14 protein-coding genes are annotated in these 11475 nt (G+C 33.8%); 13 read left to right on the forward strand and 1 reads right to left on the reverse strand.

The features are described from left to right. Positions 1 to 239 precede the first annotated feature (239 nt). The 7 genes from MQX03_RS17785 to MQX03_RS17815 all read left to right on the forward strand — a co-directional run bounded on the left by MQX03_RS17785 (position 240) and on the right by MQX03_RS17815 (position 6215). Positions 240 to 914: an HAD family hydrolase gene (locus tag MQX03_RS17785; RefSeq protein WP_242804614.1), complete on the forward strand. Its 675-nt coding sequence runs from the start codon at positions 240 to 242 to the stop codon at positions 912 to 914. Position 915: 1 nt separating this feature from the next. Next, positions 916 to 1740, forward strand: coding sequence for a phosphoribosyltransferase family protein (locus tag MQX03_RS17790; protein WP_229985757.1), 825 nt, complete (start codon positions 916 to 918; stop codon positions 1738 to 1740). Continuing rightward, positions 1730 to 2284: a TerD family protein gene (locus MQX03_RS17795; RefSeq protein WP_129534719.1), complete on the forward strand. Its 555-nt coding sequence runs from the start codon at positions 1730 to 1732 to the stop codon at positions 2282 to 2284. The genes MQX03_RS17790 and MQX03_RS17795 overlap by 11 nt, the downstream gene beginning before the upstream one ends. Before the next feature lie 6 nt (positions 2285 to 2290). Beyond that, positions 2291 to 3466: a toxic anion resistance protein gene (locus MQX03_RS17800; protein WP_242804616.1), complete on the forward strand. Its 1176-nt coding sequence runs from the start codon at positions 2291 to 2293 to the stop codon at positions 3464 to 3466. Positions 3467 to 3505: 39 nt separating this feature from the next. Further along, the gene (locus tag MQX03_RS17805; protein ID WP_129534718.1) at positions 3506 to 4426 is read left to right on the forward strand and encodes a hypothetical protein; all 921 of its coding nucleotides are present in this window, start codon (positions 3506 to 3508) and stop codon (positions 4424 to 4426) included. A gap of 27 nt (positions 4427 to 4453) precedes the next feature. After that, the gene (locus MQX03_RS17810) at positions 4454 to 5065 is read left to right on the forward strand and encodes a TerD family protein (RefSeq protein WP_129534717.1); all 612 of its coding nucleotides are present in this window, start codon (positions 4454 to 4456) and stop codon (positions 5063 to 5065) included. 112 nt (positions 5066 to 5177) lie between these two features. After that, on the forward strand, positions 5178 to 6215 hold the full coding sequence (locus MQX03_RS17815; protein WP_129534716.1) for a TerC/Alx family metal homeostasis membrane protein: 1038 nt from the start codon (positions 5178 to 5180) through the stop codon (positions 6213 to 6215). A gap of 104 nt (positions 6216 to 6319) precedes the next feature. On the opposite strand, the gene MQX03_RS17820 is transcribed toward MQX03_RS17815, so the two are convergent. After that, positions 6320 to 7321 (reverse strand): catalase family protein, encoded by a 1002-nt coding sequence (locus MQX03_RS17820; protein ID WP_242804618.1) that lies wholly within the window; start codon positions 7319 to 7321, stop codon positions 6320 to 6322. 171 nt (positions 7322 to 7492) lie between these two features. On the opposite strand from MQX03_RS17820, the gene MQX03_RS17825 reads away from it, so the two are divergent. The 6 genes from MQX03_RS17825 to MQX03_RS17850 all read left to right on the forward strand — a co-directional run bounded on the left by MQX03_RS17825 (position 7493) and on the right by MQX03_RS17850 (position 11391). Then, positions 7493 to 7927, forward strand: coding sequence for an FKBP-type peptidyl-prolyl cis-trans isomerase (locus MQX03_RS17825; RefSeq protein ID WP_242804620.1), 435 nt, complete (start codon positions 7493 to 7495; stop codon positions 7925 to 7927). An 85-nt stretch (positions 7928 to 8012) separates the two neighbouring features. Next, a complete protein-coding gene (locus tag MQX03_RS17830; RefSeq protein ID WP_242804622.1) occupies positions 8013 to 8963 on the forward strand; it encodes a hypothetical protein in 951 nt (316 codons plus the stop codon). Between the two features lie 27 nt (positions 8964 to 8990). Beyond that, complete coding sequence (locus MQX03_RS17835) at positions 8991 to 9563, forward strand: helix-turn-helix domain-containing protein (RefSeq protein WP_242804624.1); 573 nt, start codon at positions 8991 to 8993, stop codon at positions 9561 to 9563. Between the two features lie 86 nt (positions 9564 to 9649). Continuing rightward, on the forward strand, positions 9650 to 10138 hold the full coding sequence (locus tag MQX03_RS17840; protein WP_242804626.1) for a nuclear transport factor 2 family protein: 489 nt from the start codon (positions 9650 to 9652) through the stop codon (positions 10136 to 10138). 126 nt (positions 10139 to 10264) lie between these two features. Continuing rightward, entirely contained in the window at positions 10265 to 10675 is a 411-nt protein-coding gene (locus tag MQX03_RS17845) for an Rrf2 family transcriptional regulator (RefSeq protein ID WP_242804628.1), read from the forward strand. Positions 10676 to 10737: 62 nt separating this feature from the next. Next, positions 10738 to 11391 (forward strand): NAD(P)-dependent oxidoreductase, encoded by a 654-nt coding sequence (locus MQX03_RS17850; protein WP_242804630.1) that lies wholly within the window; start codon positions 10738 to 10740, stop codon positions 11389 to 11391. The last annotated feature ends 84 nt before the right edge of the window (positions 11392 to 11475 follow it).

An 11475-nucleotide genomic window follows, 5' to 3' on the forward strand; every position in this document is an offset into this window, starting at 1 on the left:
AATTATAAAAATTATTTAACTGACAAAATTTTTTTTATATTTTTTTTGAAAAGCGACAATTGATTTGAGTTTCAACTTCTGCCGAAACTCTTAAATAATCTTAAAAAAAATACAGATTGAAAGAAAAATTTTATCTTTGGGTAGAATTGAAATTCAAACACAATTGATTTAAAAAAAAGATATGAATCATTTAAAAATCTTTTTCAATAGAAAGCTAAATAATTTAACTTAAAAACATTTTGAAAACAGATATCGACATTCAAAACCACGCTCATTTTTCCTTTGATCTGTGGCTTACTTTAATAAAATCTCATCCCGAATTTAAAACAAAAAGAGTTGAGTTGTTTTCTTCGTTTTTTGAAGTGAATAAGCCAATTGATGAAGTTGCAAAAGTTGTAAAATATTACGATGATCTTTGCAATTCTATCAATGAAGTAATTGGCGGGAATGTAGACACTTTTGAGATTTATTTATTGATCTTAAATGCTTTAGAAGTTGATTTGAAACAATTAAATAAAGAGAAATTAAACGAGTTTTACCAAAAAAGCGAAGACTTATTTTTACATTATAAACCTGTTGTGATTTTCGAAAATTTACATCAGTTTTTTGACGAAATTAAAAATCAAGGGAAAACAATTAATATTCTAAGTAATACCGGATTTATCAAAGGAACTACAATGAGAAAATTTTTGATTGAGGAAAATCTTGATCAATATATTGATTTTCATATTTATTCTGATGAATTAAAGATCTCTAAACCCAATCCGCTCGTTTTTCAGGAAGTTAAAAATTTAATTAAAAACCAGGATTTACAAATGAACCAGATTTTGCATATTGGTGATAATCCGATTGCAGATTACAAAGGAGCAAAAGATTTTGGTTTCAACGCACATTTACTAAAACACACAATATAATATGAATAAAAGGTACAGCTTGCACCATATTCATTCGGCGGACGAATTTACGTTTTCGCCTGCTGAATACAGCTATTTCAAGTATGGCGATAAGTCGTACGCAGAGAAATTTGCGAAAGAATTATTTGAAGGATTTATTGCTCAGCACGAAGAAATCTTAAATACAGATAAAGAAATTCTTGTATTGCCTAGCCCTTACATGGCGATTCCGACGGCTTCTAATTTTTTATGTTTTTATTTTAAAAAACAACTTGATTTTTATCTTTTCCAAAAAGGAAAAAAGTCAAGTATTTTATCAAAAATAAACAGGAATCATACTTATACGACAGATTACGGAAATTTAAGTTTTGAAGACCGTAAAAATCTGATTGCTAATGATACTTATTATCTCGATAAAGATTTTCTTAGAGGAAAACTTTGTATTTTTATAGACGATATAAAAATTACTGGAAGTCATGAATTTACAGTGAATAAAATCTTGAATGAATTTAATGTGCAGGCAGATTTTCTATTCATGTATTACGCTGAATTAATGAATTTTGAATTAGACCCTAAAATTGAAAACTATTTCAACTATTACGCTGTGAAAAACGTTGAACACGTTGCGGAAGTAATGCTGAAGCCAAGCTTCCAGTTTAATACAAGGATTGTAAAATATATTTTGGGCTTAGAATCAAGTAATTTTGATTATCTTACGTCTAAAATAAAAAAAGAGCAGATGGATCATCTTCTTGAGCTGGCAATAAGCAACAATTATCACTTATTAAAAGAATACGAAACTAATATAAACACTTTAACACAAACAGAACTTAATTATGGCTATTAACTTACAAAAAGGACAAAGAGAAAATATAAACGCACCTAAATTCACTATCGGTTTAGGATGGGATATCAATAATACATCTACCGGAGGTGCTTTTGATCTGGATGCCTCTTTATTTTTGTTGAATGACGGCAAAAAACTGGTTTCAGAAAACCATTTTATTTTTTACAATAACCTTGAATCTCCGGATAAAGCAGTGATTCACTCTGGTGATAACTTAACGGGTGACGGCGATGGTGATGATGAGCAAATCAAAATAGATTTAACTAAAATTGATGATGCTGTAAAAGAAATTACCGTTGTAGTAACCATTCACGATGCTGATGCAAGAAGACAGAACTTCGGACAGGTAAGAAATTCTTTCATCAGAATTTTCAATACCGAAACCAACGAAGAGATTTTAAAATATGAATTAGACGAAGATTTCTCTATCGAAACTGCCGTAGAATTCGGAAGAATCTACAATAGAAACGGAGAATGGAAATTCGAAGCGGTAGGAAGCGGTCAGAGAGACGGTCTTGAGAAATTTGTATCAATGTATCAATAATCAATTATGGATAATCAAGAAAATCAAAATATAGATCCGCTACAGTCGATCGAGCCTTTGAAGACGTTTGAGCCAACGCCAATACCACCGGTGCAACCTGCTCAGCCAACGCAAAGTTCAGCTCCGGCAGTTCTTGTGGATAGAGACGGAAACGTGAATTTAAGCCAGATTCAGGATGCAGAGCGTCATAAATTTGAATTATTGGCCAATGCAATTGATGAATCGAATCCTGGTTCTATTGTGAATTTCGGTTCTGATTTGCAGAAAACATTAGCGAATCAAAGTGATAGTTTCTTAGGAAATGTAAGAAGGTCAAATTCGGGTGAAGTAGGAGAGTTGATCAATAATTTATTGATTGAACTTAACTATGTAGACGTCGATGAGATCAATAATGGCGGGGTAAAAGGTTTCCTTAGCAGACTTCCTTTCATGAAAAAGATGTTGACTCAGGTTGATAATCTTTTTGCTAAATATGACAAAATCACGAGCAATATCGATCAGATTTCTCATAAAGTAAATGCAGGAATCATTACTTCTACGAAAGACAATGCAGTTTTGCAGACCATTTTCGACAGCAATGTCAATTCAATCAAAGCGATTGAAGAATTGGTCATCGCCGGAAATCTGAGAATGGAAAAAGCAGCTGGAGAATTGGCAAATATGGAAACCAATGTTCAGAATTTTGCTGATTATCAGATTGCTGATAAGAGAGATTTCATCAACAGATTAGACAGAAGATTGGCTGATTTGAAAGTGGTGCGTCTGATTATGATGCAGTCACTTCCGCAGATCAGATTGGTGCAAAATAATAACGTTTCGATTGCTGAAAAAGCACAGACGATTTTAACCACGACTTTACCGGTTTGGAAAAATCAGCTTTCGTTAGCAGTTGCGATGCACAGACAGCAGCAGAATATTGAAGTTCAGCAGAAAGTATCTTCTACAACAGAAGAAATTCTGAGAAAAAATGCAGAGCGTCTGGGTCAAAATTCAATCAACGTAGCAAAAGCAAACGAGCAGACAATTGTTTCTGCTGAAACTTTAAAAGAGACTACTGCGATGTTAATCAATACCTTGAACGAAGTGAAGCAGATTCAAAAACAAGGTACAGAAAGTAGAAGAAAACTAGATCAGGATCTGCAGACTTTAGAATCAGAATTGAAAGCAAATATCAGAGGATAAAATAGGGCAAAAAGCGTGAATGATGAGGTTGTAAACATAATGTCCCAAAGCAGAAGAAGATTAACAAAGCTTAAACTTCTCTCTAATTTCTTTGAAAATATTGACGTAATATCGGTTTACATAAAAACAGATATTATTCATAAATTATTCGAAGAAAACAAGACTTTAGATTACAATAAACTCGAATTGTTCCACTTGCAATATACTGATAGTCTGATAGAACTGCTCACGAAGATCAAAAAGAAAAAAGAAAATGATCTTTTGGCAGTGATTAACGAAATCAATATCAACAACCAATATATTGATGCTTTTGAGGAAAAAAAAATAGATAATTTTGAAACAGACCGAAAATTCTACAGCGGAGTTTTTTCAGAACATTTAAGAAAGCTATATAAAGATCTTACTGAAGATAAATTTACCCTGAATTGGAATGATGTTTTATATTTTCACAAAAAATATGCAGTAGAATTCTACAGAACGGAAGCTGACGAAAATAAACTGAAATTAGGCAACTTTCCGTCTTACCAATATCAGGATTATTTGATAGAAAGAAAATTATTGGGTAAGCTCAATATTCAGAATTTTAAAGTTCGTTTCGTGTGTGGCTACAGAATCGGAAGGGACGAATATGAATTGTTTAAGATTTTTCAGTCGGATGAGCATTTTATTTTTAATGTTGAAGAAAGAAAATTGTACCTAATTGATGATGAATTATCTTATTTAGATACTTCCGAAAATGAATCAAACCAGGCTTCGGTTATGAATCAGCTCAAAAGAAGAAACGAAGAGCTTGAAGAAACTATTCACGAAAAGAAAAGAATTTTGCCTGAAGGAGTTGACAATGTTTTAAAAGATTATCTCAAAAATATCGAAAGTGTAGATATCATGAGCAAAATATTTGACGTGAACGAAGAAACCAATATTCTTAGGGCAATGTTGAATTTAAACTTAAATAACTAAATTTAAATAATAAATAAACAATATAAAATGGCTATTAACTTACAAAAAGGTCAGAGAATAAACCTTACAAAAGAAAATGGAACAGCGCTTACACAAGCTTGTGTCGGAATAAACTGGGGCGCAATTGAGAAGAAAAGTTTCTTCGGTGGCGTTTCAAAAGAAGCAGTAGATTTAGATGGAAGCTGTATTTTATATGATACAAACAAAAATGCTACTGAAGTAATCTATTTCGGTAATCTGAAATCTAAAAACGGTTCTGTAAAGCATAGTGGCGATGATTTGACAGGTGATGTTAGCGGTGATGACGGATTAGATAATGAAGTGATCACAGTTGATTTTGCAAATTTGGATCCAGCAGTAGAGCACGTTGCTTTAGTTTTGAACAGTTACAAAGGTCAGGATTTTGGCACCATTCCTTTTGCTTCAATCCGTATCTATGAAGGAACTCCTACGAACGTGAGAGAAGTTTTTGCTAAATATGATATTGCCAATGATAAATCTTTCAGTGGTCACGTAGCAATGGTAATGGGAGTTTTCTACAAGAGAAACAACGAATGGAAATTCAATGCTATCGGAGATCCTACAGCTGACAGAAAATTGGAGCAGACGATTGAAACCGTTAAGCAGAAATATTTGTAAAATAGTAAACAATCTGTCTGAAATTGTATAGTTTTAGGCTCATAAATAGTAAGCAATACCTGTATCTTTACAGCTATTGCTTTTATCATATAATAACACATATTAATTTAAAGTGGAACAACATAATATTTTAGATTTACACCCTGGCTTAGTTTGGGGATTTGCGATAACGGTTGTTATCATGCTGCTCTTGGACTTAGGGGTTTTTAACAAAAAAAGTCACGAGGTATCTTCAAAAGAAGCGACCATTTGGTCAGTCGTTTGGATTTCTCTTTCAATGGTTTTTTCTGGAGTTGTATATTGGGTTTTCAATACCGACGGAACGGCTGGAAGTCATGCGGTAGCTGTAGAAAAATTCACACAATATCAGGCAGCGTACTGGATTGAGAAAGCGCTTTCTGTAGATAATTTATTTGTATTTATCTTGGTGTTTGGGTTCTTTAAAGTTCCTAAATTTCTTCACCACAAAGTTTTATTCTGGGGAATTATCGGAGCTTTAATCTTCAGAGCCATCTTTATTTTTGCCGGAGTTGAATTGATTGACCTGACTTATTTACCTGAAATGAATGTTTTCGGTCATGCAGTAAGAATCAACGTGGTAATGACCCTTTTCGGATTGTTCTTGATCTATGCTGGAATCAAATCTTGGGGCGACGGCGGTGATGACGATGACGAAGATTACAGCGATACAGCAGGAGCAAAACTAATCAAAAGTTTCTGGAAAGTTTCTGATAATTACGATGGTGATAAGTTCTTCACTATACAAAATGGAATCAAAATGGCAACACCGCTTTTGGTAGTGGTTGCTGTAATTGAGTTTACCGACGTATTGTTTGCGGTAGATTCAATCCCGGCAATTTTTGCAATTTCAAATGATCCTTTTATCCTTTATACATCCAATATTTTTGCGATTTTAGGATTGAGATCGTTGTATTTCTTGCTGGCGAATTTCATTCACATGTTCAGCAAATTACCTTATGGTTTGGCGATTATTTTAGCCTTTATCGGTGTTAAAATGTTGATTGCGCCGTGGTATCATATCTCATCACCGGTTTCATTAGGAATTGTAGGTGGAGTATTGGTCATCTCGGTTCTGCTATCCATCATTTTCCCTGATAAAAAGGAAGATGAAAAAGAAACAATAGAATAATAAATATTGAAAGGCTTTACAATTTTGTAGAGCCCTTTTATTTAAACTTACTAAGTTTTTTTTAAGAATAAATTCACCCAGTCACTTGCGAAGCAAAATTCACCTTACTTATATTTCAAAAGCTTATTAATCTTCTTTCTCGTCTGCAGTGAAACCTTATACGCTTCATCCCTTAATTTTTGAATTTTCCCTACTGGCTGAAAGATTTCTGCGCTTTCGAAAGGATTGAAAGACAGCAATTCATTATCACAGGTATTAGGTGTAAGAAAAGAATTTTTCTCAATTTTCACTTCACCGATTTTAATAAAAGGTGAATTCTTCCATTCGCGATTGAGAATATTGATGGGTTGATCTTTTAAATCATAACAAAACTGAATCATCACATCAGCCTCATAATTTTCCTGAAGACAAAAATTTTCAATTGCTTTTTTTTGAGTTAAATCTTTACCAAATTTTCTTTGCGGATTTTTCGGGCTCAATTTTATCTTCATCATGTGTTCTCCCAAACGGTAAACACCGACAGAATGATAGTCAAAAGACAACATAAAGTCATTCTTTTTAAATAAAAATTCTAAACTTTTCTTTAAAAATGAACCCGTGAAAATGCTTGGCGTCACTTGATAAACCTGCGATAGTAGATGAGTGACATTCCCCCATTTTTTAATAAAAAACCGATTGACTGCGGTAAATAATTTTAAAAAAACAGAAACAGAATTAATAGGAAATAGAGGAAAGTTGACCAAAGGATAATTGGCAATCGTGCGATCTGCATCATCCTTAATCTTTATTGCAAAACCATAAGCAGGAATATCTTTTCTATTATTTTTTATCTTTAAATGGGCATTAGAAAGCCTTACCACAATATTGTATTTTTCCTTATCAAATAAATAGAGTAAATCAGACCGCATTTCAGGGTTGATGATAAATTCTCCTTTCAGAACTGCGTATGTTTTTGCATGAGCGTTTCTTGTTGCATAATTAACGTCGCTGAGAGTCGCTGAGTGCTCTACAAAGTCTGCAATACTTTTTTTATTTTCCTCAAGAAGCTGTTTTTCTTCGTATGAAAGCTTGTCAAAATTCTTATTATATTTTAGTGGATTTGGCATATAGTTTTTAAAACTCAATTATAACGCCAAGTTTCTGATTCTAGGTTAAGAGAATATTAAACTTGTTTGAATTTTGAGATGCAGATTAATAGAACAAAATTTACAACTCTAAAACTTCAATTACCCAGCTTCTGGCTTCCAGCTATAAACACTATCTTTGTAAAAAAAATTATGGGAGTAGCAGATATGTTATTTAAACGCAAAAAAGAGCAGGCAGAGAAAAACCTGAAAGACGGTCAGGAATATATGATGGAGTACGGTAAAAGAGAAAGCGTGGTAGAATTGCCAAGCGGTTTGCAGTACGAGATCATGGTTGAAGGTGACGGACCAAAACCGGGCCCGAAATCAATGGTAAAATGCCATTACCATGGGACGACAATTGGTGGGAAAGTTTTCGACAGTTCTGTAAAAAGAGGAACTCCGGCATCATTTCCTTTAAATAAAGTAATCAAAGGTTGGACGGAAGCTCTTCAGTTAATGCCTGTAGGCAGCAAATGGAGATTGATTATTCCGCCTCATTTGGCTTACGGAGATCAACAGATCAGCAAGGAAATCGGACCAAACAGTACCCTTGTTTTTCAGGTTGAATTGTTAGATATTAAATAAATTCAACGCATATATTTAAATTAAATTACCTGTTTTTCGGGTAATTTTTTTATTTTAGAACATCGTATTTTAAAGTCTGATGAGAATGAAGAAGTTTTTCTGTTTTTTTGTGATTTCAATTTTGCTTACCTCGTGTGTTTCCAAAAAGAATCAAACGATAAAGCAGAATATCCTGACTCTGAGAGACAGTTATTGCAAAGCACCTTTTCAATATAATTACAACAACAAATTACCTTCTTATAATTCAGATTCTATACTTTTGGCAAATCAAGAGCTGAAAAATGTGTTTTCTGACCAAAGTATTTTAGTTTTAAATGCTTTAGACAACCTTGATGAGGTGAATGAAATTATGGAACTGAAAAAAGATTCTTCTCTTGGTTCACAGGTGAAAGTTCTTCAGCTTAAAATGAAAATCAACAGCAAAATTACCATTGCACTGACAGAGTTAGATGCCGTTGCTGCCGAGTTTGACTGTGAAGGTGAGCGTGTCGCACAGATAGGAAGTTATGTCGATAATCTGAATGACTCACGAAACAACCGATTGATTTTATATTCAATCGTTGCAGGTGCAGCCGCTTCCGTAGCGGGTGGAATCGTAAAGAATGACAGTTGGAGCAGTGCCATCGACATTGCCGGTGGTGGTTTGGGAGCAGGTTTTGGTTTGGCAACTTTAAATCCGAAAGGTAAAAAAGTAGAGTTCATTCATCAACGAAACTTGCTGAGAGATGTTTGGAACGAAAAACTGGAATCTCCGAATTTCCCGCCTTTTATTTGGTATATGTATACTGAAAAGAAGTTTTCGAACAGACAAGAGCATTCGATTGTAAAAAATATGAAACAAAGATGGCTTCATTATCAGTTTGATGACCAGCAGACAGCAGCCGATCAATCTGTAATTTTCAGCGATGGAGGATTTTATCGTGCAGGAGATCTACAAAATCGTGCGGCAATGCTCAACCAGATGCAGTCGGCAACGAGAACGATTAACCAGACCATCAATTATTTGCTTTTAGATTTAGATAAATTGATTTTGTAATCTTGAATCTTTAAATTTGTTTCTGCAATGTCGGAATTAAAAAAAATAAGGGAAGAAAAGAATCTAACTCAGGAAGAATTGGCTGAGAAGTCGGGTCTTTCTGTGAGGACAATTCAAAGGATTGAAGCTGGAACAGAACCGAAAGGATATACTTTAAAGACATTAGCTTCAAGTCTCGAAATTTCAGAAAAAGATTTATTGGTTTCAGAAATTTTAAATGAAGAAATCAAAGTTGAAGATCCAATTTTGATGACAGAAAAAGAAGAGGTCTTCAATTCTACTTTAATCAAAATGATTAATCTTTCCTCGCTTCCTTTTGCATGGTTTCCGATTGCTAATTTTTTGCTGCCGTTATTGATTATGCTTTTTACAAAAGAGAAATCTCAAATCGTTAAACAAATCATTTCTCTCCAAATATTTTTAGCCATCATTTCGCCGATTATCTTTATGCTGATTGCCCTTTTGAAATTAGGTTCAGAATCTGTGATGATGACTATGGTTTTTTTAGCACTAGCAAATATTTACATTATCCTTAGAAATGCCTATGAAATTGATAAAAAGAAAAAATTACGTTATCAATTGAATTTCAATATCATATAGATGTGACTGGCAATTGTCGGGTTTTTGTCGGGTTTATTTTTTGAGTTGAAATGAATTTATTCTGAATCTTTGTCAAAAATAATTCAATGACAAAAAAACTCAGCATCAGTATCTTTATTCTCTTCCTTTTCATCGGAAATGTACAAGCCCAAATTGAGAAAAATTCCCCATTATTTTTAGAATTAAAAAAAGAAGACAGTGTCTTTTTCGAACGTGGATTTAATGGTTGTGATATGGCATTTTTAGAAAAAAAAGTCGATGTTAATTTGAAATTCTATCATGACAAAGGAGGTTTTCAGAACAAAAAATTGTTTTTGCAAAGAACGAAAGAAAATATCTGTTCAAACCCAAAGCAAAAACCGATTCGTAAAGTAATTGAAAGCAGCTTGGAAGTTTTTCCTTTATACAACAACGGTGTTTTGTATGGAGCGATACAAACGGGAGAACATCAGTTTTATATTCGTGAAAAGAATAAAGAGGATGTTTTGGGTGGTCAGGCAAAATTCACAAGTGTCTGGATTAAAAAAGAAGGAACTTGGATGATGAGTGATGTTCTCAGTTATGATCATCAATAGCAAATGATATAAATAAACTTTAAAATTCAAGCTCACTTGTTCTCAGAAAATTAATTACAATTAGATACTTTTAATTGTAATTAATTTTGTTACAATTAAAAATTGTGTATCTTTGTCACATAATTTATGAGCAATACAAGATTTGCTACGGCAATACACATCATGACCTTATTGGCAAAAGTTCCACAGGAGTGGCTCACTTCTGATTGGTTAGCTGGAAGCATCAATGTAAATCCTGTAATCGTCCGTAAAGAATTGCGTGAATTGCGTGAAGCCGGATTAATCACAAGCCGATTGGGAAAGGAAGGTGGAACCAAGCTAGCGAAAAGTGCTGAAGAAATTAAAATTTCTGAAATCTATGCAGCGGTAAAAAACAAAGAAGTTTTAGGAAAGAAAAATCAGAAACCCAATCCTGCATGTCCGGTAGGGAAGGAGATTAACAATCATCTTTCAATGCTTTTTGAGCAGACAGATCTTTTGGTGAAAGGTTTTTTAGGAAATAAATCGTTGCAAGAATTTACCAATCAATTTGATTAAATTTTTTTTGCTTTAAAATGTAACAAATAGTATTACAATTAATTTAAAAATAAATAAAAAGCATGAACAAAAAAGTAGCAGTAATCGGAGCCACAGGATTTGTGGGAACACAGGTTGTAAAAGAATTGGAAATAAGAGGGTATTCTGTAGATGCCATTTTAAGAGATGCTTCAAAAGTTGAACAAAAAGAAAATATAGTCGCAAAAAGTATTGATGTCAATAACATCGATGATCTAGCTGAAGCTTTAAAAGGAAATGATGCGGTAATCAACACATTCAATGCAGGCTGGACGAACCCTAATCTTTACAATGATTTTTTAAACGGAAGTAAAAACATCGAAAAAGCAGTTGAAAAGTCTGGTGTAAAGAGATTTATTACGGTTGGCGGGGCAGGAAGCTTGTTCATCGACGGAAATCAATTGGTTGACGGTCCGGATTTCCCTGCGGACATCAAACCGGGAGCGACTGCTGCAAGAGATTATTTAAATGAAATCAAGAAAAACGAAATCTTAGATTGGACGTTTTTCAGCCCTGCCATCGAGATGCACCCAGGAACAGCAGGAATCAGAACCGGAAAATACAGAACTTCTTTAGAATCACCTGTATTTGACGAAAACGGAAGAAGTATTTTGTCTGTGGAAGATGTAGCGGTTGCTTTGGTTGATGAATTAGAGCAGAATAACCACATCCGTGAACGTTTTACGGCGGCTTATTAATTTGATTTACTTATCAAGCCCCAACGGGGGCGGCCTAATAAAGAATCGGATAAAATCTGATGAATAATCATTATAACAGACTCG

Source organism: Chryseobacterium aahli, from assembly GCF_022699665.1.
Taxonomy (GTDB): domain Bacteria; phylum Bacteroidota; class Bacteroidia; order Flavobacteriales; family Weeksellaceae; genus Chryseobacterium; species Chryseobacterium aahli.

Excerpts from the sequence above, each read along its gene's own strand:
- MQX03_RS17830 (WP_242804622.1), top strand. The coding sequence starts at position 8,013 with ATGAAGAAGTTTTTCTGTTTTTTTGTGATTTCAATTTTGCTTACCTCG.
- MQX03_RS17835 (WP_242804624.1), top strand. The coding sequence starts at position 8,991 with ATGTCGGAATTAAAAAAAATAAGGGAAGAAAAGAATCTAACTCAGGAA.
- MQX03_RS17800 (WP_242804616.1), top strand. The coding sequence starts at position 2,291 with ATGGATAATCAAGAAAATCAAAATATAGATCCGCTACAGTCGATCGAG.
- MQX03_RS17850 (WP_242804630.1), top strand. The coding sequence starts at position 10,738 with ATGAACAAAAAAGTAGCAGTAATCGGAGCCACAGGATTTGTGGGAACA.
- MQX03_RS17845 (WP_242804628.1), top strand. The coding sequence starts at position 10,265 with ATGAGCAATACAAGATTTGCTACGGCAATACACATCATGACCTTATTG.
- MQX03_RS17790 (WP_229985757.1), top strand. The coding sequence starts at position 916 with ATGAATAAAAGGTACAGCTTGCACCATATTCATTCGGCGGACGAATTT.
- MQX03_RS17820 (WP_242804618.1), bottom strand. The coding sequence starts at position 7,321 with ATGCCAAATCCACTAAAATATAATAAGAATTTTGACAAGCTTTCATAC.
- MQX03_RS17825 (WP_242804620.1), top strand. The coding sequence starts at position 7,493 with ATGGGAGTAGCAGATATGTTATTTAAACGCAAAAAAGAGCAGGCAGAG.
- MQX03_RS17810 (WP_129534717.1), top strand. The coding sequence starts at position 4,454 with ATGGCTATTAACTTACAAAAAGGTCAGAGAATAAACCTTACAAAAGAA.
- MQX03_RS17840 (WP_242804626.1), top strand. The coding sequence starts at position 9,650 with ATGACAAAAAAACTCAGCATCAGTATCTTTATTCTCTTCCTTTTCATC.
- MQX03_RS17805 (WP_129534718.1), top strand. The coding sequence starts at position 3,506 with ATGTCCCAAAGCAGAAGAAGATTAACAAAGCTTAAACTTCTCTCTAAT.
- MQX03_RS17795 (WP_129534719.1), top strand. The coding sequence starts at position 1,730 with ATGGCTATTAACTTACAAAAAGGACAAAGAGAAAATATAAACGCACCT.